Genomic DNA, 19,472 nt, shown 5'->3' on the forward strand with positions numbered 1-19,472 from the left:
GGCAGTACTTCTGGCAGAATAGCCGCAACATCAGGCAAGAATCGCGAGGAGGCGGACCCTATGGGCCGTGAACAGGTGCATCCGGACCCGGCATGGGAGACCGGTGGCGAGCCGGCGCCGCCCCGCGGAATCGTCGTGGGAGTGGACGGCTCGGACCACAGCCACTGCGCCCTGGTGTGGGCGGCCCGTGAGGCGGAGCGCCGCCGCCGCCCGCTGCACATCGTGACCGCCTATTCCGTTCCGATCTTCGCCGCTTCCGGGCTCGACGGCGGCTACGCCACAGTGGACGACTCCGTGATCCGCGAGGGCGCCGAAGCCATCCTCAAGCACGCCATGGACAAGATCGCCTTCTACAACATCGACGTCGACGCGTCCGTCGAAAACGGGGACGCGTCCGGCGTGCTGCTGGAAATCAGCGAAACCGCGGAGCTTCTGGTCTTCGGCACCCGCGGCCGCGGTGGCTTCGTGGGCCGGCTGCTCGGCTCCGTCAGCAGCGCGCTGCCCGCCCACTCGAAGTGCCCCACCGTGACTGTGCCGCTGATCTGCGCGGACCGCCTGGGCGAAACCACAGACGACAAGCACGTCCTCGCCGAACGGGCCAAGTCGGGCAGCCAGCCGGTGGAGAACGTCGTGGTCGTCGGTGTCGACGGTTCCGAGCAGGCCCGCGTCGCCGTGCTGGAGGCCGCAGCGCAGGCCGAGCGGCTCTCCGCCCGGCTCCGCGTGGTGTGCGCGGTGCCGCAGTACACCGGCTCGCTGGCATGGGTGCCCACCCCGATGGACCGCGACGCACTGTTCGCCGACATCAAGGTCCAGCTCGACGCCGGCGTGGCCTGGCTGCGGAGCCACTTCCCCGCCCTGCAGGTGGAGACGCAGCTCGTGGACGGCTCGCCCGTCGACATCCTCGTCGACGCCAGCCGGCACGTGGAGCTCGTGGTGGTCGGCACCCGAGGGCGCGGCGGATTCACCGGAATGCTGCTGGGCTCCACGTCCGACGGCGTCCTCCACCACGCCAAGGGGCCGGTCATGGTGGTGCCGGACCGCGACGACCCGCGGCTGGCGGACAGAGCCAGCTTCGGCCCGATGCTCGGCGACTCCTAGAAGGCGACGGGCCCGGCGTCGGAAGGACGGCTAACGGATGGAGCACCCCGGGACGCCGGACCCTGCCGAGGGCGGGCCGGTCCTGGCCCTTGAACGCCTTGGCCCGGACATGCTCGCCACCGTCGGCGGGAAGGCGGCGAACCTGGGCGAACTGGCACGCGCCGGCCTACCGGTGCCCGCCGGCTTCTGCCTGACCACCACTGCGTATCTGGACGCCACGGCATCCCCGGCGCTGGCGGACGTGCACCGCGCCCTCGCCGCAACAGCCCCCGACGACCTGGCGGGGCTGGCTGCGCTTGCGGCGAAGGCCCGCGCGCTGGTGCTCGACGCCGATGTCCCCGCCGGCATCGACGCCGCCGTGCGCGCCGCCTACGCGGCGCTGGGCACCGACGCGGCGGTCGCCGTGCGGTCCTCCGCGACCGCCGAAGACCTGCCGTTTGCCAGCTTCGCCGGCCAGCAGGACACTTTCCTGAACGTGGTGGGCGCGGATGCCGTGCTGGCTGCCGTCCGCCGGTGCTGGGCCTCGCTGTGGACAGACCGCGCGGTGACCTACCGCGCGGTGCAGGGGATCGAGCCCTCGGCGGTGTCCCTCGCCGTGGTGGTCCAGCGCATGGTGGACGCGGCCGTGGCCGGGGTGCTGTTCACAGCCAATCCCGTGACCGGCCGGCGGCACGAGGCCGTCATCGACGCCAGCCCGGGGCTGGGGGAGGCCGTGGTGTCCGGGGCGGTCAACCCTGACCACTTCGTAATCGACGGCACCACGGGACGGATCCTCGAGCGACGAATCGGGGACAAGGGAATCATCATTCGTCCCCTGCCCGGCGGCGGCACCGAGCGGGTGGCGCAACCGGACGCCGGGCTGGCGCCCAGCCTGGACGACGCCCAACTGGCCGCACTGGAGCTCCTGGGCCGACGCGCGGAGGTGCACTTCGGCTCGCCGCAGGACCTCGAATGGGCCATCGGCCGGGACGGTGCCGTGTGGCTGACGCAGTCCAGGCCCATCACCACGCTCTATCCGATGCCGGACCGGCGTCCCTCCGGGCCGACGCCGCGCGTGTATTTATGCTTCAGCCTGGCCCAGGGGCTGACCAGGCCCCTGACCCCGATGGGCCTCGCCGGCATCCGGCTGATTGCGTCCTCGGTCGCGGGGGCGGCGCATTTCCCGGTGCCGGTGCCCCGTGACGGGCCCGCGCCGTATGCGGAAGCCGGCCAGCGCATATTCTTCGACCTCACGCCCGTAGTCCGGAGCAAGGCCGGACGCGCAATCGTCCCCCGGGTATTCGACGTCATGGAGGCGCGCTCCGCGGCCGTGCTGCGCAACCTGTTCGACGATCCCCGGTTCTCCGTGACCACAACAAGGCCGTGGCGGCTCCTGCGCCACGTCGCCCCGGTGGCGGCGCGGGCGAAGGTCCCGGAGACCTTGATCCGCGGCCTCATCCGGCCCGAGGCGGCACTGCGCCGGGCAGACCGTGTGGGCGAACAGCTCCGCGCGGCACTCGCGGTGCCCGCCGGCGCCACCGCCACGGAGCGTCTGGAGCACGTCGAGCGGATCCTTGGCCAGCATGTCTTTGCCGTGGTTCCCGCGATCCTGCCGCTGCCCGCCCTGGGGTTCGCCTTGCTGGCCGTGGCCGGAAAACTCGCCGGGAAACCCGGGAACGGGGCGCTGCAGGAAGTCCTGCGGGGGCTGCCCAACAACGTGACCACCGAAATGGACCTGGACCTGTGGTCGCTGGCTACTGCCATCCGCAACGACCCGGCGTCGGCGGCGGTGTTCGGGGAAGCCGCATTGCCCGAGATAGCCCGGCGTTACCGGGCGGCGGACCTGCCCGGCGTCGTGCAATCCGGGCTGCGGGACTTCCTGGGCCGGTACGGCCACCGCGCCGTGGCGGAGATCGACGTCGGCATGCCCCGCTGGTCTGATGACCCGACCCACATCCTCGGGGTTCTGGCCAACTATCTGCGCATGGATGATCCTGCGCTCGCCCCGGACCGGCAGTTCGGCAAGGCGGCCCGCGAGGCGGAGGCGCAGGTGGCCCGGCTGGTGGCAGCGGCGGGGCAGCGCAGCCGCCTCCGCGGTGCACTCGCGCGGGCCGCGCTGCGGCGGACCCGGATGTTCGCCGGGCTGCGTGAGCTGCCCAAGTACCACCTCGTGGAAGCGCTCGGCGCCGTCCGGCAGCAGCTCGCAGCCGTCGGGGCCGAACTCGCCGCGGCCGGGGCCATCGATGCGGCGGACGATATCTTCTTCCTCGACCTGGCTGACGCGCACCGGGGGCTCGGCGGCGCCGCGCTGCAGGGGCTCGTGGCCCGGCGCCGGGAGGCTTACGCGGCCGAACTGGGCCGCCGGCACATTCCCCGCGTGCTGCTCTCGGACGGCACCGAGCCCGAGGCGGTGCAGACCACTGCCGGCGGAAGGGGGCCGGCGGGTTCTGACGGCGGCGCGGGGCGGCTCTCCGGCACGCCGGCTTCGGCCGGCACCATCACGGCCCGGGCCCGGGTGATCCTGGACCCCCAGGGCGCGCACCTGGAACCGGGCGAGATCCTCGTGGCGCCGTCCACCGATCCGGGCTGGACGCCGTTGTTCCTGACGGCCGGCGGCCTCGTGATGGAAATGGGCGGCCCCAACTCCCACGGCGCCGTCGTCGCCCGGGAATACGGGATCCCCGCAGTGGTGGGGGTCCCCGACGCGACGTCGAGGATCGCCACGGGCCACAGCATTACAGTCGACGGCGCCGCCGGCACCGTGACGCCGTCAACGTCGCCGGCACCCTGACCCCGTCACTCTGACGCCGGCCAATTCGTGCCGGGCCGCCCGCGGCGGCGGGCTCCGCACCATGGTGTCGGCCGGCTCGCTACAGTGGGGCCATGAGCGAAGTGCGCGGCTCCGAGGGCCGGGAGCCCGGGAGCGCCGGAGTTCCCGCGGCGGGCATACCGGCGCCTGACCCCCGGCCGCCCGGCAGCCCCGCGCCCGGAGCCCCCGCGCCCGCGACTGACGCGCCCCCCGCGCCCGCGGACCCGGACGCGTGGCTACCGGAGTGGTTCGTGGGGCGTCCGCTCACGGCCGGCTGGGCGTGGGCCGGGTTCTGGGCGGTGCTGATCGTGGCCGACGAGTTCCTGGATCTGGCCGGCTGGTCCTGGTACGTGCTGGTTGGCCTCGCCGCCCTGCCGACTCTGCTGGCAAGCATCGCCCTTCTGCACGCCACCCCGCGCCGCTACCTGAAGCCGCGCCGGGACTCCGTCCTGGGCCACTTCTTCGTCCGCTTCCTGGCCCTGATCGCCGCCTTCCTCGTGTGGGGCGTGTCCGTGGTCATGAGCGCCTCGATCTCAACCACCCTCCAGTCACTCGTCGGGGCGTCCGAACGCGAGGTGACCGCGGTGGGCTTCAACCTCCTGCTGGCCGCGATCCCGCTGGTGGTCTCAGTACTGTGGCTGGCCTTCATCATTCGCTGCGCCTGGTTCCTGCGGCGGCTCCGGGGCTGGAAACAAACGCCGGAACCGGGCGCCGTGCCCAAGAAGTTCCTGCGGGACAGGCCGCGGCTGAGGCGGGTGGTGGTGGGCCTGGCCCATCCCGGCCTGCTGCTCGTGGCGGGCCTGGGCACCTCCGTGCTCGCGTTCCTGCTGGGCGCCGTGGAACTGACCATTAATGTGCTGAAGTAGGATAACCGGGCCGCCGGGGCCAGGCGTACTGTTGACCTATGAGCTGCACTGAAGCGCGCATTCCCCAGGCGCGGATAGTTGGAACATCTCTTTCCGGAGCGCGGTCACGATGACGCGCACGTGGCTGCGCTGGCTGCCCGCTGCCGCCGTTCCTGCCGTTATTGCCGCCGGCGCGCTGGCCGGATCCCTGCCCGCCAGCGCCGGGGATCCCCTGCCGCCCAAGACGCCGGAGCAGGTGCTGCAGTTGATTGCCCAGCACCGCCAGCCCGCTCTCTCCGGAACCCTGGAACAGTCCTCTGCGCTCGGGCTTCCTGAGCTGCCCAAGACCGGTGCCGGCCCGGACGCGTCAGGGACGGCATGGCTCGAACTGCTGACGGGGCCGCACAACGCGCGGGTTTATCGCGACGGCCCGGACAACGCCCGCGTCCAGGTGATGGACCGGCTGGCCGAACGCAACGCCATCCGCCACGGCAACGACGTGTGGTTCTACAACTCCAAGGACAACACGGCCGCCCATGCCCAGCTCCCGGCCGACGACGCCGGTGACACAGGCCGTCACAGCGCCGGCGCCGACGTCACCGCCACCCCCGACCAGCTCGCCGTGATGCTTCTGGCCAAGATCGAACCGGGCACCGACGTGGCGGTGGGCGCCGATGTCCAGGTAGCCGGCCGGCCCGCCTACAACCTGGTGCTGACACCAAAGTCCGATGCGACGCTGGTCGGGTCCATCGCAGTAGCCGTTGACGGCCAGACCGGGCTGCCGCTGGGCGTCGAGGTGAAGGCGCGCGGACAGTCGGATCCCGCCTTCCGCGTCGCCTACACCAGCCTGACCCTCGGGGCCCCCGACGCGTCGGTCTTCACGTTCACCCCGCCGCCGGGCGCCACGGTCGAGGAGATTCCGGTAAAGGAGCACAAACACGGAAACGACGCCGGGAACGCCACAGCGCCGGCGGCCAAGGACCGCGCCGGCAAGCCGGCCGTCACCGGCTCTGGCTGGGACTCGGTTGTTGAGTTCCCGGCGGGAACGGCCGGCCCGGCGTCGGACGCCACGGCCCTGCTCGAACAGGCCACCGTCCCGGTCCAGGGCGGCCGGCTCTTGTCCACCGCGCTGGTGAACGTGTTGGTGCTCGACGACGGCCGGGTCGTCGCCGGCTCCGTGCCACTGGAGCGGCTCCAGGCCGCTGCCGCACAGAAGTGATGTCCGGTGCGGTATCCGGTGGCCGACGGTTGCTCCCTGACCATCCGGTGACGGCCGCGTGAGCGCCGCCGGGCCGGCGGCCGAGCTGAGCATTGAGACCACGGGCCTGACCAAACGGTTCGGCCAGCAGATGGCTGTCGACGGCGTCGACCTGGCCGTGCCGAAAGGCGCGGTCTTTGGTTTCCTGGGCCCGAACGGTTCGGGGAAGACCACCACCATCAGGCTCCTGCTCGGCCTGGCCACGGCCACCGGAGGTTCCATGCGCGTGCTGGGCGAGGAGATGCCCGGCAAACTCAATGACGTGCTGCCCCGGGTCGGGGCGCTGGTGGAAGGACCGGCGTTCTACCCTTTCCTCTCCGGCGCCGCGAATCTGCGCCGCATGGACGCCGCGGACCCCTATGGTTCGGGCGCCACTCGGCGTGCCCGCGTCCAGTCAGCCCTGGAACGGGTGGGTTTGACGCACGCCGCGGACAAGCTGGTCCGGGCCTATTCGCTGGGGATGAAGCAGCGGCTGGGGATCGCCAACGCCCTGCTCGCCCCGCGGGAACTGCTGGTGCTGGACGAGCCCACCAACGGGCTGGATCCGCAGGGCACCCGTGAGGTGCGGAGCCTGGTGCGATCGCTCGCGGCCGACGGCGCCACGGTGTTCGTCTCCAGCCACCTGCTGGCCGAGGTCGAGCAGATCTGCACCCATGCGGCCATCATGAGCGCTGGCCGGCTTGTGGCGCAGGGAACCCTGACGGAACTGCGCGGGGCCGGCCAGGCAAGGATTCGCGTGTTGACCCCGGATCCGGGCACTGCGGCGCAGGTGCTGGCCGGCCTCGGCCTGACCGCGACCCTGGGCACCGACGGCCGTACTCCCGGTGGCGCCGGCCCCGGGACCGACGCGGCCCTGTTCGCCTCACTGCCTGGGGCTCCGGCTGCCAGGGAAGACGGAGGATCGTCCCGGTCCGTGGAGCGGGCGGCCGTGCAGCCGGAGGCCGTGGTGGCGGCCCTCGTGGCGGCGGGGGTCCGGGTCCGCGGCTTCGCGACCGAACAGGCCAGCCTTGAGGACCGGTTTGTGGCATTGACGGGGGAGGGGTTCGACGTTGTCCAGTAACAACTCATCCGCGGGCGATCCGGCAGCCGGCCCGTCAGTTGCCCCGGCGCCGGGCCCCAGCGAAGCGGCCGCAGGCGCTGGCGGGGACGGCGGGGCGGGCGCTGCGCCGGTCCGGCGCGGGTCCCTGACCGGTGACCTGCTGGCGTCCGAGCTCGGGGTGCTGTTCCGCCGCCGCAGGACGTGGGCCATGTTGTGCGCGCTGGCGGCCATCCCGATCCTGATCGCGGTGGCGGTGCGGGTCTCCTCGGCCGTGCCGGCAGGCCGCGGGCCGGCCTTCCTGGACCGGATCGCCCAGAACGGCCTGTTCGTGGGCGTCACGGCAATGGTGGTCTCAGTTCCGCTGTTCCTGCCCCTTACCGTCGGCGTCGTGGCCGGAGACACGATCGCCGGAGAGGCCGGACAGGGGACCCTGAGGTACCTGCTGGTGGCTCCCGCCGGGCGGATCCGCCTGCTGATCGTCAAATATGCCGGGGCGGCCGTGTTCGTGATCGTTGCCCCGCTCGTGGTGGCCCTGACCGGGGCCGGAATCGGCGCGGCGCTCTTCCCCGTGGGGCCGGTGACCCTGCTCTCCGGCGACACGATCGGCACCGGCGAGGCCCTGGTCCGGCTCCTGCTGATCGCCGCCTATCTGGCGGTTTCGCTGCTGGGGTTGTCGGCGATCGGGCTGTTCATCTCCACCCTGACCGATGTTCCGGTGGGGGCCATGGCGGCCACCGTGGTGCTCTCTGTCGTCGCGCAGGTCCTGGACGCGCTGCCGCAACTCGAGTGGCTGCATCCCTGGCTTTTCAGCCACTACTGGCTGGACTTTGGCGATCTGCTCCGGCAGCCGGTTTCCTGGGATTCCTTTGCCGCCAATGCCCTGCTCCAGGGCGGTTACGTCGCCGTGTTCGGCGCGCTGGCCTACGGCAGGTTCATCACCAAGGACGTGCTCTCCTAGCCGCCAGTCTCAGTAACGGGCCGCGTAGCCGTACAGCTGCATCCCGGACATGGCGGCAACATCGGTCACGGTAATGCCGGCGTCGGGGTTCAGCGCCTGGACCACGCGGCCGCCGCCGAGGTAGATGGCCACGTGGTAGAAGCCCGGGGCCGAACCCCAGACGAACAGATCGCCCGGACGCGCCTGGGAGAGCGGGACATGGACGGGGGCCTGGGCGAACTGCTGGGAGGCCGTGCGGGGCAGGTACTTCCCTGCCGCGGCGAACGCATTCTGCACCAGGCCCGAGCAGTCAAACCCATAGCTCCCGGTTCCGCCGTACTGGTAGAAGAACGGCGATCCGGTCTTGCCGAGCGCCACCGAAATCGCGGTCTGGTTTGACCCGCCGGAAATCGGCGCCGGAACCGGAACGGGTACTGGCGCCGGGACCGGGGCAGGAATCGGTGCGGGGACCGGAGCAGGTACCGGTGCGGGATCCGGCGCGGACGCCGGAGCCGGAGCGGAGGCCGGTGCGGGTGCGGGCGCGGGTGCGGGCGCTGCAGCGGGGGCCGGCACGTCGGCGGGAGCCGGAGCGGCTGGCTGTCCTGCGGCTGAATCGTCCCGTCCCGGTGCTGCCGGTGCCGGCTGTGAACCCGTGCCAGGCTGCGGCGCTGGGCCTGCCGCCGCGGTCAGTGCTGCGAGCCGAGCCTGCTGGCGCTGGCGGTCGAGGGCGTCCACCCGGGCCGATTCCAGCGCCGCGGTGGTGTTTCTCAGGCTTGCCAGCTGGTCCACGAGCGCGCTGCGCTGCGCTTTGGCATCGGCCACGACCTGGCGCTGGGCGGCGTCGGCGCGGCCGGCGTCGGCCTTGCGGTCCGCGGCAGTCGCGGCGGCCTCGTCGGCGGCGCGGTTGGCGTCCGCTGCGGCTTCGGTCAGGGACTGCGCGGCCGTGGCCGCGTTTTCCGCGGACTCGAAGGCCCGCGCGCGTCCGGCCGTTACAGCCTCCAGCGTGGCTGCATCCTCCAGGGCCCGCCCGGAGCCGCTGACAAAGCTGCTGAGGGCCGGGTTCAGCCCGCCGTTGCGGTACAGGTCACCGGCCAGCTGGCCCAGCTGTTTGCGGGTTTTGGCCTGTTCTGCCCCGGCGGCGGCAGCCCTGGCGGCCGCCACAGCCGCCGCGTCACGGCGTGTGGCCAGCTCCACGAGGGCCTCGCCGTACGCGTTGTTTGCTTGCAGGGATGCGGCGAGGCTGGTTTCCTGGCCGGCCGACGCGTCGGCCAGAAGCCCGTCGATCCTGGTGACCTCTGCCGCCGTCGAGCTTGCACTGGACTTGGCGGCAGCGATCTCTTCCGGTGAGGGGATCTCCGGCGACGCCGGAACCCGGCCGGCAGTCTCCAGCGGCGGGCGCCCCTGCAGAGAAATCTGCGAAGAAATCAGCGGCGCGGCCTGGGCCGGGAGCGCGAGCGTTCCGAGGAGGACGACGGCGGTGCAGAGCACAGCCGTCTTGCGGCCGGATCGGATCCAACTCATGGGCAACCTCGCTGAAGTCTCAGGCTGGAGTGAGCGAGGTCGGATTGGCGCGTGAAAGCCCTCTGCGGATCACCCAGCAGGCATGAGGCTACGTGCCAAAGGCTACTTTGGCAACATGAGTCACATGAATAACATAAACAACACGAGTGTCATTTGGCCACGTCCGTGACGGGTGTGTCCTGCCGACGGTCAGGCGTGCTGGTGGGCCTCGTGCTCTGAATGCGTGGTGGGCTCGAGCTGGAACGTGCAGTGTTCGGTGTCGAAATGGGAGCCAAGGCAGCTGGTGAGTTTGTCCAGAACCCGGTCGGCGCCTTTGGCGCCGAGCGCTGCGTCTTCCACCACCACGTGGGCGGAGAAGACGGGGACACCGGAGGTAATGGTCCAGATGTGGATGTCGTGGACGGATACCACGCCGTCCACCGCAAGGATGTGGTCCCTGATCATCTGAACGTCCACGCCCTTGGGCGTGGCCTCGAGGAGCACGTCGACGACGTCGCGCAGCAGATGCCAGGCCCGGGGCAGGATCATGAGGGCGATGAGGATCGAGGCAATGGTGTCGGCCGCCTGGAACCCGGTGACCATGATGACCACCGCCGCCGCGATGACGGCAAAGGACCCCAGCAGATCCCCCAGGACTTCGAGGTAGGCGCCGCGGACGTTCAGGCTTTCCTTCTGGGCGCCGCGCAGGATCAGCAGGGAGACCAGGTTGGCGACGGCGCCGAGGACCGCCGCGGCGAGCATGACGTCGGTGTGGACCTCGGGGGTGGTGCCGAGCCTGCGGATGGCCTCGGTGAAGATGACCACCGAGATGACGATCAGGACCAGTGCGTTTGCCAGCGCCGCCAGAACTTCGGCGCGCTGGTAACCGTAAGTGCGCAGGTCGCTGGCGGGCCGGGTGGCGATCCATGCGGCCAGCAGGGCGATGAAGACGCCGGCGGCGTCCGAGAGCATGTGTCCGGCATCGGCGAGCAGGGCCAGGGATCCGGAGACCACCGCACCGATCGTCTGCACGAGCACCACGGCGAGCGTGATGGCCAGGACGGCGACCAGGCGCTTGCGGTGCTTGCCTGTGGCGGTAACGCCGTGCGTGTGGCTGTGGTCGTGTCCCATGCCTACAAGGCTATCCCCAGCCGAGCTCGTGCAGGCGCGCGTCGCTGATGCCGAAGTGGTGGGCGATCTCGTGCACCACGGTGACGGTGACTTCCTCGATCACGTCCTCCCGGGAGGCGCAGATGTCCAGGATGGGTTGGCGGAAGATGGTGATCCGGTCCGGCAGTGAGCCGGCGTCCCACCAGGAGTCCCGCTCGGTCAGGGGAACCCCCTCGTAGAGCCCGAGCAGCACGGTGTCCGGATCCTCCCCGGGCTGCGGGGTGTAGTCGTCCTCGATGAAGATCGCGACATTGCTCATGGTCTTTGCCAGATCCGTCGGGATCCGGTCGAGGGCATCACTCACTGCGGCCTCGAAATCGGCCTCGGACATCGGGAAGGGGCCGTCGTCCGGGCCGTCACCACCGTCCCCGCCGTTCGGAACGATCGGCAGGCCGGGCGGGAGGGAGGAGGGCATAGGCAAACTCTAGCGGGACCGGCGCCGGGTCAGCCCCACGCCCACAAGGCAGATCGCGCCGCCCACCAGGCCCCAGATGGTCGGAATCTCGCCCAGGACCAGCCAGGAGATCAGGATTGTGGTGCCCGGGACCAGGTAGGTGGTGGCCGCGAGGCGTCCCGCATCAATCATCGAGAGCGCATAGGCCCAGGTGGTGAATGCGATCGCAGTGGGGAAGATGCCCAGGTAAACCAGGCCCAGGGTGGCCGGCAGGGGAGCGGCCTGCAACTCGGTGACCAACTGGCCGCTGAAGGGCAGGCAGCACAGGGCGCCCACCATGATGCCGAACCAGGTGGCCTGGGCGGCCGGGAACTTGCGGAGCACCGGTTTTTGGACGATCACGCTCACAGCGGCCAGCGCTGCCGCAAGCAGGCAGAGCAGCACTCCGGCCACGTCCGCCGTCGACCGCTGGCCGGAACCAAGCGCAATCACGGCCACGCCGCCGAACGCGATGAGGCTGCCGATGATGAGCCAGCGCGGGAACCCTTCCTTCAGGATCACACCGGCCATGACGGCCACCAGGATGGGGTTGACGTTGATCAGCAGGGCGGCCGTGCCCGCGTCGAGCATGTGTTCGGCGGCGTTCAGGGCCACGTTGTAGCCTCCGAACCACATGACGCCATAGGCCAGGATGGGCCACCACTCGCGGCCCCGGGGCAGGCCCCTGAGCTTGGGCACCACCAGCAGGCCCAGCACGACGGCGGCAACGGCCAGCCGGCCGAGCGTCAGGGAGCCAGGGGAGAAGCTCGGGCCTACGGCCCGGATGCCCACGAAGGCGGAGGCCCACAGGACCACGGTGACGACGACGGCGGCAATGCCGAGCCTGCTGATCGTGGCCGGCTGCCCGGGAGGGGGCGGCGCGGGTTGCGGGGCGGGTGCGGGGGCAGCGTGCGGAGACCCTTCGTGGGGGCCTGCGGACGGAGTGGGGCCGGATGCGGCGGTTGTTGCCATGCTGCCAATGTAGCCGTTCCTGCATCCTCCCGGCTGGCGGGAATCGGTCACGTCTAGTCGAGATCCTGCCAACATCCCGAATGGCCTCAGCGCAGGACGCGCGCCGCCGTACGGACAGCGGCCGCGACGTCGTTCAGCGCCGCCGAGCCGCGCCGCCACTGCTGCCAGTAGAGGGCAACGTCCACGTGCGCTCGCGGGGCGAGGGCCTCGAGCCTGCCGGCCAGCAGGTCCTCGCCGATTTCGATTTCGGGCATCATGCCCCAGCCCATGCCCCAGCGGATGGCATCGCCAAACTCCTGGGCGGCCGGGACATAGTGGCGCGGCGGCTGCAGGGAGGCCCGGCTGACCCGGCGCAGCCAGCGGTCCTGCAGGTCGTCCTTGCGGTCGAAGACCACAACGGGAGCCGCGGCGAGCGTCGCGCCGGTCGCACCCGCCCCAAACCAGCGGCGGGCGAAGTCCGGAGCGCACACCGGCAAATAGCGCATGGTCCCCAGCTTGCTCGATGAGCAGCCGGGCATGGGCTGGGCTGTTTCCGTGATGGCGGCCGCGGCGGCTCCGGCGCGCAGCAGATCCAACGAGTGCTCCTGGTCTTCTCGCAGGATCTCGAGCTGGACGTTGTCACTGGCCGCCGCGAGGCCGGCCAACGCCCAGGTGTGCAAGGAATCGCTGTTGATCACCAGCGTCAGGCGCGTCCCTCCGCGGGGGTGCTCCGGCTGCAGTTCCTCGGCCAGGTCCGCAGAGAGCATTTCCAGCTGCCGGGCGAATCGCACCACGGCCTCGCCGGACTCCGTGAGTCCGGGCGGCCGCGCCCGGCTCAGGACCGGCCGGCCGACGGCGGTCTCGAGGGCCCGGACCCGCTGGCTGATCGCCGAGGGCGTCACGGACAGGTGCGCGGCCGCGGCGTCGAAGCTCCCGTGCGTCAGAATCGCGGCCAGCGTCCGGGCCTGTTCGGGGGTGATCTCCATCATTAGCCCATCTTACGTGTCAGCAGAATCTTTAACTGGTTTCATCTTTGGCGGGCGCCTACCGTGGAGTGGTGATCCTTCCCCTGTTTTCCGGTCTCTCCGCCGGCCTGTCCCTCATCGTTGCCATCGGCGCGCAGAACGCTTTTGTCCTCCGGCAGGGCATCCAGCGCTCGCACGTCGTCATGGTGGTGGCAGTCTGCGCGGTCTCGGACCTCGTGCTGATCCTGTTGGGCGTCGCGGGCATCGGCATCCTCCTGGACCGGGCGCCCGCTGCCCTCGTCGTGATCCGGTGGGCCGGGGCGGCGTTCCTCCTTGCCTACGGGGCGCTCGCGGCCCGGCGCGCGGTCCGCGGGGAGCAGATGGAGGATCCCGGCAACAAGCCCGCTGCCGGCCGGGCCGCCGTCCTTGGCACCTGCCTGGCCTTCACCTGGCTGAACCCGCACGTCTACCTGGACACGGTGCTGCTGCTCGGGTCCCTCGCTGCCGCCCAGGGCGAAGCCGGGCGCTGGTGGTTCGCCGCCGGGGCCGGCCTGGGAAGCATTGCCTGGTTCACCGCCCTCGGCGCGGGGGCACGGTTCCTGACGTCCCTGTTCCGGCGCCGGACGGCCTGGCGCGTGCTCGACGCCGGCATCGCCGTCGTGATGATCACCCTTGCCGTGCTGCTGCTGGCCTGACACGCGCCGTCCCGCCGCTCCGCCCCGCCGCGCGCCGCCCACCGCGCGCCCACGCAAAGTGTCGGGAAAGCTCAGGCTGATCCCCCGTCCCAGGGGGCGGTGGACCCTTGTCCGTTCAACGTGGCGGGGTCACGATTGCTGGTATGACAGCATCCCCAGCTTCGGCCAGCGAACGACGGCGTGCAGCAATCGGCACAGCCGTCTTCGCGGTCGCCCCCGCAACCGCCGCCGGCGTGGTGCCGTGGCTGCTGACCCGCTGGAAAGTGGAGTCCCCGGTCCCCGGCGGGGTGCCCGCGCAGATCGTGGGCGCCATGATGATCGGTGCGGGCGCTGCCGTCATCGCGAACTCCTTTGTGCATTTCGCCGTCGAGGGCATCGGGACCCCCGCGCCATTTGCCCCGCCCAGGCAACTGGTGGTCGGCGGCCTTTACCGGTACGTGCGGAATCCGATGTACGTGTCCATTGCCGCGGCCGTCGCGGGGCAGGGGCTCCTGCTGGGCCAGCCGAGGCTCTTCCTGGCTCTGGGCATCGGTGCCATCCCGGTGGTGGCTTTCGTCCGGCAGTACGAGGAGCCCACACTGGCCCGGAAGTTCGGTGCGGCGTACGAGGAGTACCGCAGCAATGTCCCGCGCTGGCTGCCCAGGCCCACGCCGTGGCGGCCCGTAGGGCCGGAGCCGTCCCGGCCCTAAGCGTCGGCGGGCAGCAGGGCATTGGGCGGCTGGGCATCCGCGGGCTGGGCATTGGCGGGCCCGGGTAGCCCTGGGGCCTGGCCCAAGGCAGCTGTCCGGCCGCTATTTGCCGTTTCCGGCCCACTCCAGCAGCCGATCCAGCGGCCAGGTGGTGACGATCCGCTCGGCGGGTACCCCGTTCGAGGCCGCGCGCTCGGCACCGTACTGCAGGAAATCCAGCTGGCCCGGCGCATGGGCGTCGCTGTCGATGCTGAACAGACAGCCGGCATCGAGGGCCAGCCGGATCAGCTCGTCCGGCGGATCCTGCCGTTCGGGGCGGGAATTGATTTCGACGGCCACATTATTGCCGGCGCACGCCGCGAACACGCGCGCGGAGTCGAACTCGGACTGCGGGCGGGTTCCCCTCGACCCCTGCAGCAGCCGGCCGGTGCAGTGGCCGAGGACGTTCGTGTGCGGATCATTGATGGCGCCCAGCATCCGCTCGGTCATGGTGCGCCGGTCGGAGCGGAGCTTCGAGTGGACGCTCGCCACCACGATGTCCAGCCGGTCCAGCATCTCCGGGGTCTGGTCCAGGGTGCCGTCCTCCAGGATGTCCACCTCGATCCCGGCCAGGAGGCGGAAGTCCCCGCCGTCCGCGTTGATGTCCGCAACAATGTCCAGCTGTTCCCGAAGGCGTTCGGCGCTCAGGCCGTTGGCGATCTTGAGGTTGGGGGAGTGGTCCGTCAGGGCGAGGTAATCCCGGCCCAGTGTCCGGGCGGCGTCGGCCATGAGTCCGATCGGGGATCCGCCGTCGGACCAGTCGCTGTGGCTGTGCAGGTCCCCGCGGAGGGCCGAGCGCAGTTCGGCGCCGCCGGTCGCGAGGGGTTGCTGCCCGCGTTGGCGCAGATCCTCAAGATAGTCGGGCACGCCGCCGTCGACCGCCTGCCGGATGACCTCGAACGTTCTGTCGCCGATCCCCTTCATGCTCTTGAGCCGGCCGTTGCGTGCCCGCGCTGCGACCTCCTGCGGGTCCAGGGCGCCGATAATCCCGGCTGCCTTGCGGAACGCCTGGATCTTGAAGGTGGGGGCGAGCCCGCGTTCGAGCCAGAACGCAATCTCATTGAGGGCATCAACGGCATTCATCAGTCCATCTTGCACCCACTCTGCCCGGCCCCGCCCCTAATCTTGGCCCGGCTTTGTATCGGCGGGAAGGACCGATTTTGGATAATCCGGGGGTCTGCCCTTATAGTTTTATAGTCCAGTTCGGAGGAACCCGAAAGGACAAAAACGACAGGCTTCGGCCCTTAATTTTTGCCCCTATATGTTCCGACGGATGGCGTCTTGGCCCCCATCGTCTAGCGGCCTAGGACACCGCCCTTTCACGGCGGCGGCACGGGTTCGAATCCCGTTGGGGGTACGCAAGGAACTGGTCAAGCCGGGTGAAAAAGTCTGGTAGGCTAAAGGCCTTGAAAATCTGCGGTAGCGATATCGCAGACAGCAAGAACAAGCAGTAAACAAGCAAGGCCCTGTAGCGCAGTTGGTTAGCGCGCCGCCCTGTCACGGCGGAGGTCGCGGGTTCAAGTCCCGTCAGGGTCGCTCTGATTGCCGGAAGAAGTTCCGGCCTTCAAGGTGACGTGTCACCTAGGCTCTGTAGCTCAGTTGGTAGAGCGTTCGACTGAAAATCGAAAGGTCACCGGATCGACGCCGGTCGGAGCCACCACTGGGAAGCATCAGTTCTTTGAGAACTGGTGCTTTTCTTCTTTAACACCTTCTGGTGCTCCGCTTTATCGACGGGGGAGGCGGGCGGCGAGGGGCGGGCGATGGGCGACCGACGGCGGCGACCGTTTGGGGGCCGTCCAGCCGGCCGGGCTAGACTCGCACGCTGGGGAAAGAACACCAAGGCCGCCGGCAGCCCGGTCCGGGCAGGCGGCGTAATCTCAACCGAAAAGTGATTCTGCAACGTGACTTCGAAGAATATTGCCCGTCCTCTCGCCGCAACCGCCCTCCTCGCAGCCCTGGCGCTTACCGGGTGTTCGGCCCCGCAAGCCGGCAGCGCGCCTTCGTCCGCCGCGGGCACGTCCGCCGGGGGCGAGTCCACCGCTTCCGCGTCCGCCACGCCGAGCCCCAGCGGGACCTCGGGACCGTTCGGCGGCTTCACCAGCGCCGCCGAGGCGTGCTCCAAGATCTCGGAGCAGGCAACCGGCGCCACGCTCCTTCCGCTGTCGGCAGCCCAAGGCAAGACGGCGGAACTGGAACAGTTCAAAACGGAGCTGGCCGCGACGGCCGAACGCGTCCCGGACAGCCTCAAGGCCGACTTCGCCAACCTCAAGGAGGTGGCCGTTGCCGGCGTCACCGACCAGACGATCTTCTCCAGCGGAAAGCTCCAGGCCGCCATGGCGCCGGTCACGACCTGGATCGCCACCAACTGCAAGTAGGGGGTTCGGCCAGGCCAACGCCCGCGTCGGCCCCCGGGTGGCATCCCGCGGCCGACAGACGGCTGGCCTTGTCCCCGATGCAGGCCGCCCGTTCCCGCCCCCACCTGCATGGACTGTGGGAACAGGCGCCGCAAGATTCCCCCACGCGCCCCAAGGCAGGGACTAGGGTTGTGTCAAAGAGAAGGGGGAGTGCGTTATGGAATACCAGAATTCTCAACCCGTCGCCGGTCCCGCGGCCGGTCAACACGTTGCCGGGCTCGCAGCCGGTCAGCCCGGTCCCGATGCCCTGGTCAGTCCTACAGACGGTCTGTCCGCGCCGGCCGGCACCGGCCGCACGGTCATAGCGGAAACTGCCGTCGCCAAGGTAGCGGGCATCGCCGCCCGATCGGTGCCCGGCGTCTATTCGTTGGGATCAGGACCCTCACGCGCCCTCGGGGCCATCCGCGACGCCGTCGGCAACGCTGATCACGCAGCGGGCGTCCGCGTGGAAGTCGGCGAAACGCAGGTCGCCGTGGACATCGATCTTGTTGCGGTGTACGGCACCCCCCTGCAGACCCTCGCGGACCAGGTCCGCGCCGTCGTCTACGCCGCCGTCGGGGAACTGGTGGGTCTCGAAGTGATCGAGGTCAATATCGAGATCAACGACGTTTATGTGCCCGGCCCGGCCAAACCGGCCGCGTCCGCCGAGGCCCGGCCAGTCAGGGAGGCAATCCAATGAGTCTGACGGTAGTGGGAATCGCCATGGGCGCCTTCGTGGCCTTCATGTCCTTCCAGTTCGGTGTCTGGGGCTTCCTCGGCTCCCTGTTCTTCATGGCCATTGGCGCCCTCCTGGGCCGGGCCGCAGAGGGGAAGCTGGACCTGCGAAGCGTGTTTGACGCCCTCACGGGCCGGCGTTCCTCCTCATGAGCATCACGGCAGAAGCGCCGATCCCCGGCGCCGCGGTGGCCGGGCACAACCGCATCAGCACCCAGGCCCTGACGAGCGTGGCCCGGGCGGCCGCGGGGGAGGCCCTCGGTGTCCCGGCGCACGACGTCCGCGCCGACTGGTCGGACGATGACGGGCTGCTCGCCCTGTCGCTTGTCATGCCCGTCGCGGTCCCGAATCTCACCGCTGTGGTCCGGGACCCCGGCCGCGTCGCCGGATTCGGCGGTTCCATCTGGGAGCGTGCCGTCGCCGCCAAGGCCGAGATTCTGCGCCGCGTGACGGAACTGACCGGAGCGCAGCTGAGCCGGGTGGACATCCGCATCAGCGGGGCCGCCGTGCGCGGGGGAGGCCGGGTACATTGAGCCAGGACACCCAGAACGCCGGGATCGACTCCGCCGGGCACGACGCCGATGCGGTGCAGGGGAGCGCGCCGTTGGGTTCCGGCGCCGCGGGCATGGGCCGGATAGTGAAACGGGAGACGCACACATCGCGCGCTGTTGTGTCCGTGATCGCGGCCGGCCTGGTCATGGCCGTGTTCGGCTATGCGCTGCTTGAGACCGGGGTCCGTGCGATCGGGCAGCCGCCGTGGCTCGTGGATCCGCAGACCGCGGCCGAGCGGGTAGTCGCGCTCCCGGCGGGAATCCCGCCGCTTCTGCTCGGTGTCACGGGCGCTGTGATCGCGATGGCCGGATTGTTCTTCTTCCTCAATGCCGTGCTGCCCGGCCGGCGGGCACGCCACCTGCTCCCGGACCGCCGGGCCGCCGTCGTGGTGGACGATGAGGTGATCGCCGCTGCCCTGGCGCGCCGGGCCCGGCTGGCCGCCAACGTGGCCAAGGAACAGGTGATGGTGGTCGTGTCGCGGAACCGGATCACGGTCAACGTCCGGCCGACCTCCGGTGTGCCGCTGCGCCCGGACGCCGTCCTGGATGCTGTGCGCCGGGAAGTGGAGGAAATGGGCCCCTGGCCGATGCCGGACGTGCGGATCCAGGTATCCACAGCCGGGGTGGTGGGGGCATGAACAACACCCCCCGGGCGCTGAACCGCGTACTGATTGGCATCCTTGGCATCCTGCTCCTCGCCGTCGGCGTCCTCCTGATACTGCTTGCAAGCGTCCCGGCCGTGGGCGTGTGGTGGCATGAGTGGGCCGGCGGCGTCCTGAGCTTCTGGCTCGATTTGTTCGAACGGACGCAATTCCCCCGCCGCCAGGGGAGCTGGCTGTGGCTTGCCATCTGCGTGGCGCTGCTGGTGGTGATTGGCCTGATGATCGCCTGGATTGCCCAACAGGGTACGGGCCGGACCAGCCTGCTCGTGGCAGAGGAGGACCCGGGTGAGGTGCCCGGCAACGTCGGAATCAGCGGCGGCGTGGCGGAGCAGACTCTCCGCGCGGCGCTGGCGGACCGGCCCGACCTGGCCGGCGTCACGGTCGCCGCCTACAAGATCAGCGGTGAGCCGGCCCTCAAGATCCGGGTGGAACCGCGCCAGGGCGTCGCCCCGCACCGGCTCGCCGCCGAAGTTTCCGCCCTGGTAGAGGCGCTCGACGCGGTGATCGGCAAACGCACCCCGGTGCTGATCCACATCGGATCCGGCGCGCGGTCGCGGTTCGGCCGTTCCGAGCGGGTCCGCTGAGGTGGCCGGCCGGCGGGCCACGGAATCTCCTTTGCATAAAGGTTTCATGTAAACGCTTGCATTCCGGACTGCCTGTTGATTACTGTGATGGTCGGCACACCATCAGTACGGCCGTTTTTCACCGGTACTCAGCGAGGAGC

Annotated in this window: 20 protein-coding genes and 3 tRNA genes; 17 read left to right on the forward strand and 6 right to left on the reverse strand. The window is 70.3% G+C overall.

What is annotated here, in order from left to right; translation table 11 throughout:
* The first annotated feature begins 60 nt into the window (after nucleotides 1-60).
* The 6 genes from AC1DGD_RS05770 (at nucleotide 61) to AC1DGD_RS05795 (ending at nucleotide 7,986) form a co-directional block, all read left to right on the forward strand.
* Nucleotides 61-1,098: a universal stress protein gene (locus AC1DGD_RS05770; protein WP_230009431.1), complete on the forward strand. Its 1,038-nt coding sequence runs from the start codon at nucleotides 61-63 to the stop codon at nucleotides 1,096-1,098.
* A gap of 37 nt (nucleotides 1,099-1,135) precedes the next feature.
* Nucleotides 1,136-3,868 (forward strand): PEP/pyruvate-binding domain-containing protein, encoded by a 2,733-nt coding sequence (locus tag AC1DGD_RS05775; RefSeq protein WP_476856178.1) that lies wholly within the window; start codon nucleotides 1,136-1,138, stop codon nucleotides 3,866-3,868.
* 92 nt (nucleotides 3,869-3,960) lie between these two features.
* Nucleotides 3,961-4,752, forward strand: coding sequence for a hypothetical protein (locus AC1DGD_RS05780; protein ID WP_476856179.1), 792 nt, complete (start codon nucleotides 3,961-3,963; stop codon nucleotides 4,750-4,752).
* A 109-nt stretch (nucleotides 4,753-4,861) separates the two neighbouring features.
* Nucleotides 4,862-5,950: a LolA family protein gene (locus AC1DGD_RS05785; RefSeq protein WP_476856180.1), complete on the forward strand. Its 1,089-nt coding sequence runs from the start codon at nucleotides 4,862-4,864 to the stop codon at nucleotides 5,948-5,950.
* A 58-nt stretch (nucleotides 5,951-6,008) separates the two neighbouring features.
* Nucleotides 6,009-7,049, forward strand: a complete 1,041-nt coding sequence (locus AC1DGD_RS05790) for an ABC transporter ATP-binding protein (protein ID WP_476856181.1) — start codon at nucleotides 6,009-6,011, stop codon at nucleotides 7,047-7,049.
* 124 nt (nucleotides 7,050-7,173) lie between these two features.
* Complete coding sequence (locus AC1DGD_RS05795; RefSeq protein WP_263407444.1) at nucleotides 7,174-7,986, forward strand: ABC transporter permease; 813 nt, start codon at nucleotides 7,174-7,176, stop codon at nucleotides 7,984-7,986.
* A 9-nt stretch (nucleotides 7,987-7,995) separates the two neighbouring features.
* On the opposite strand, the gene AC1DGD_RS05800 is transcribed toward AC1DGD_RS05795, so the two are convergent.
* The 5 genes from AC1DGD_RS05800 to AC1DGD_RS05820 form a co-directional block, all read right to left on the reverse strand.
* Nucleotides 7,996-9,486: a C40 family peptidase gene (locus tag AC1DGD_RS05800; protein WP_476856182.1), complete on the reverse strand. Its 1,491-nt coding sequence runs from the start codon at nucleotides 9,484-9,486 to the stop codon at nucleotides 7,996-7,998.
* 189 nt (nucleotides 9,487-9,675) lie between these two features.
* Nucleotides 9,676-10,596, reverse strand: coding sequence for a cation diffusion facilitator family transporter (locus AC1DGD_RS05805; RefSeq protein ID WP_476856183.1), 921 nt, complete (start codon nucleotides 10,594-10,596; stop codon nucleotides 9,676-9,678).
* A 10-nt stretch (nucleotides 10,597-10,606) separates the two neighbouring features.
* Nucleotides 10,607-11,050 (reverse strand): metallopeptidase family protein, encoded by a 444-nt coding sequence (locus AC1DGD_RS05810; RefSeq protein WP_476856184.1) that lies wholly within the window; start codon nucleotides 11,048-11,050, stop codon nucleotides 10,607-10,609.
* Nucleotides 11,051-11,059: 9 nt separating this feature from the next.
* Nucleotides 11,060-12,040, reverse strand: coding sequence for a DMT family transporter (locus AC1DGD_RS05815; RefSeq protein ID WP_223914598.1), 981 nt, complete (start codon nucleotides 12,038-12,040; stop codon nucleotides 11,060-11,062).
* An 86-nt stretch (nucleotides 12,041-12,126) separates the two neighbouring features.
* Complete coding sequence (locus AC1DGD_RS05820; RefSeq protein ID WP_476856185.1) at nucleotides 12,127-13,008, reverse strand: ArgP/LysG family DNA-binding transcriptional regulator; 882 nt, start codon at nucleotides 13,006-13,008, stop codon at nucleotides 12,127-12,129.
* 68 nt (nucleotides 13,009-13,076) lie between these two features.
* Between AC1DGD_RS05820 and AC1DGD_RS05825 the strand changes: the two genes are divergently transcribed.
* Nucleotides 13,077-13,679, forward strand: coding sequence for a LysE/ArgO family amino acid transporter (locus AC1DGD_RS05825; RefSeq protein ID WP_476856186.1), 603 nt, complete (start codon nucleotides 13,077-13,079; stop codon nucleotides 13,677-13,679).
* Nucleotides 13,680-13,822: 143 nt separating this feature from the next.
* Nucleotides 13,823-14,368, forward strand: a complete 546-nt coding sequence (locus tag AC1DGD_RS05830) for a methyltransferase family protein (protein WP_476856187.1) — start codon at nucleotides 13,823-13,825, stop codon at nucleotides 14,366-14,368.
* Nucleotides 14,369-14,470: 102 nt separating this feature from the next.
* Here AC1DGD_RS05830 and AC1DGD_RS05835 read toward each other — a convergent pair whose 3' ends face one another.
* The gene (locus AC1DGD_RS05835; RefSeq protein ID WP_476856188.1) at nucleotides 14,471-15,490 is read right to left on the reverse strand and encodes a PHP domain-containing protein; all 1,020 of its coding nucleotides are present in this window, start codon (nucleotides 15,488-15,490) and stop codon (nucleotides 14,471-14,473) included.
* A 201-nt stretch (nucleotides 15,491-15,691) separates the two neighbouring features.
* On the opposite strand from AC1DGD_RS05835, the gene AC1DGD_RS05840 reads away from it, so the two are divergent.
* From AC1DGD_RS05840 to AC1DGD_RS05880, 9 genes are all read left to right on the forward strand, one after another.
* A tRNA-Glu gene (locus tag AC1DGD_RS05840) sits at nucleotides 15,692-15,764 on the forward strand.
* Nucleotides 15,765-15,869: 105 nt separating this feature from the next.
* Nucleotides 15,870-15,943, forward strand: a tRNA-Asp gene (locus AC1DGD_RS05845).
* Nucleotides 15,944-15,991: 48 nt separating this feature from the next.
* Nucleotides 15,992-16,067, forward strand: a tRNA-Phe gene (locus AC1DGD_RS05850).
* Nucleotides 16,068-16,308: 241 nt separating this feature from the next.
* Complete coding sequence (locus AC1DGD_RS05855) at nucleotides 16,309-16,782, forward strand: hypothetical protein (protein ID WP_476856189.1); 474 nt, start codon at nucleotides 16,309-16,311, stop codon at nucleotides 16,780-16,782.
* 196 nt (nucleotides 16,783-16,978) lie between these two features.
* Nucleotides 16,979-17,500 carry an Asp23/Gls24 family envelope stress response protein gene (locus tag AC1DGD_RS05860; RefSeq protein WP_230012588.1) on the forward strand — a complete coding sequence of 174 codons (522 nt, stop codon included), beginning with the start codon at nucleotides 16,979-16,981 and terminating at the stop codon, nucleotides 17,498-17,500.
* Nucleotides 17,497-17,688, forward strand: a complete 192-nt coding sequence (locus AC1DGD_RS05865; protein ID WP_223914590.1) for a hypothetical protein — start codon at nucleotides 17,497-17,499, stop codon at nucleotides 17,686-17,688. The genes AC1DGD_RS05860 and AC1DGD_RS05865 overlap by 4 nt, the downstream gene beginning before the upstream one ends.
* Nucleotides 17,685-18,068 carry a hypothetical protein gene (locus tag AC1DGD_RS05870; protein ID WP_476851809.1) on the forward strand — a complete coding sequence of 128 codons (384 nt, stop codon included), beginning with the start codon at nucleotides 17,685-17,687 and terminating at the stop codon, nucleotides 18,066-18,068. Before AC1DGD_RS05865 ends, AC1DGD_RS05870 begins: the two co-directional genes overlap by 4 nt.
* Nucleotides 18,065-18,724, forward strand: coding sequence for a hypothetical protein (locus AC1DGD_RS05875; protein ID WP_476856190.1), 660 nt, complete (start codon nucleotides 18,065-18,067; stop codon nucleotides 18,722-18,724). Before AC1DGD_RS05870 ends, AC1DGD_RS05875 begins: the two co-directional genes overlap by 4 nt.
* The gene (locus tag AC1DGD_RS05880) at nucleotides 18,721-19,332 is read left to right on the forward strand and encodes a hypothetical protein (RefSeq protein ID WP_230007798.1); all 612 of its coding nucleotides are present in this window, start codon (nucleotides 18,721-18,723) and stop codon (nucleotides 19,330-19,332) included. Before AC1DGD_RS05875 ends, AC1DGD_RS05880 begins: the two co-directional genes overlap by 4 nt.
* The last annotated feature ends 140 nt before the right edge of the window (nucleotides 19,333-19,472 follow it).

The organism is Arthrobacter sp. 05T45 (genome assembly GCF_056395875.1).

Excerpts from the sequence above, each read along its gene's own strand:
- AC1DGD_RS05770 (WP_230009431.1), top strand. The coding sequence starts at position 61 with ATGGGCCGTGAACAGGTGCATCCGGACCCGGCATGGGAGACCGGTGGC.
- AC1DGD_RS05775 (WP_476856178.1), top strand. The coding sequence starts at position 1,136 with ATGGAGCACCCCGGGACGCCGGACCCTGCCGAGGGCGGGCCGGTCCTG.
- AC1DGD_RS05780 (WP_476856179.1), top strand. The coding sequence starts at position 3,961 with ATGAGCGAAGTGCGCGGCTCCGAGGGCCGGGAGCCCGGGAGCGCCGGA.
- AC1DGD_RS05785 (WP_476856180.1), top strand. The coding sequence starts at position 4,862 with ATGACGCGCACGTGGCTGCGCTGGCTGCCCGCTGCCGCCGTTCCTGCC.
- AC1DGD_RS05800 (WP_476856182.1), bottom strand. The coding sequence starts at position 9,486 with ATGAGTTGGATCCGATCCGGCCGCAAGACGGCTGTGCTCTGCACCGCC.
- AC1DGD_RS05805 (WP_476856183.1), bottom strand. The coding sequence starts at position 10,596 with ATGGGACACGACCACAGCCACACGCACGGCGTTACCGCCACAGGCAAG.
- AC1DGD_RS05810 (WP_476856184.1), bottom strand. The coding sequence starts at position 11,050 with ATGCCCTCCTCCCTCCCGCCCGGCCTGCCGATCGTTCCGAACGGCGGG.
- AC1DGD_RS05815 (WP_223914598.1), bottom strand. The coding sequence starts at position 12,040 with ATGGCAACAACCGCCGCATCCGGCCCCACTCCGTCCGCAGGCCCCCAC.
- AC1DGD_RS05820 (WP_476856185.1), bottom strand. The coding sequence starts at position 13,008 with ATGATGGAGATCACCCCCGAACAGGCCCGGACGCTGGCCGCGATTCTG.
- AC1DGD_RS05830 (WP_476856187.1), top strand. The coding sequence starts at position 13,823 with ATGACAGCATCCCCAGCTTCGGCCAGCGAACGACGGCGTGCAGCAATC.
- AC1DGD_RS05835 (WP_476856188.1), bottom strand. The coding sequence starts at position 15,490 with ATGAATGCCGTTGATGCCCTCAATGAGATTGCGTTCTGGCTCGAACGC.
- AC1DGD_RS05860 (WP_230012588.1), top strand. The coding sequence starts at position 16,979 with ATGGAATACCAGAATTCTCAACCCGTCGCCGGTCCCGCGGCCGGTCAA.
- AC1DGD_RS05865 (WP_223914590.1), top strand. The coding sequence starts at position 17,497 with ATGAGTCTGACGGTAGTGGGAATCGCCATGGGCGCCTTCGTGGCCTTC.
- AC1DGD_RS05870 (WP_476851809.1), top strand. The coding sequence starts at position 17,685 with ATGAGCATCACGGCAGAAGCGCCGATCCCCGGCGCCGCGGTGGCCGGG.
- AC1DGD_RS05880 (WP_230007798.1), top strand. The coding sequence starts at position 18,721 with ATGAACAACACCCCCCGGGCGCTGAACCGCGTACTGATTGGCATCCTT.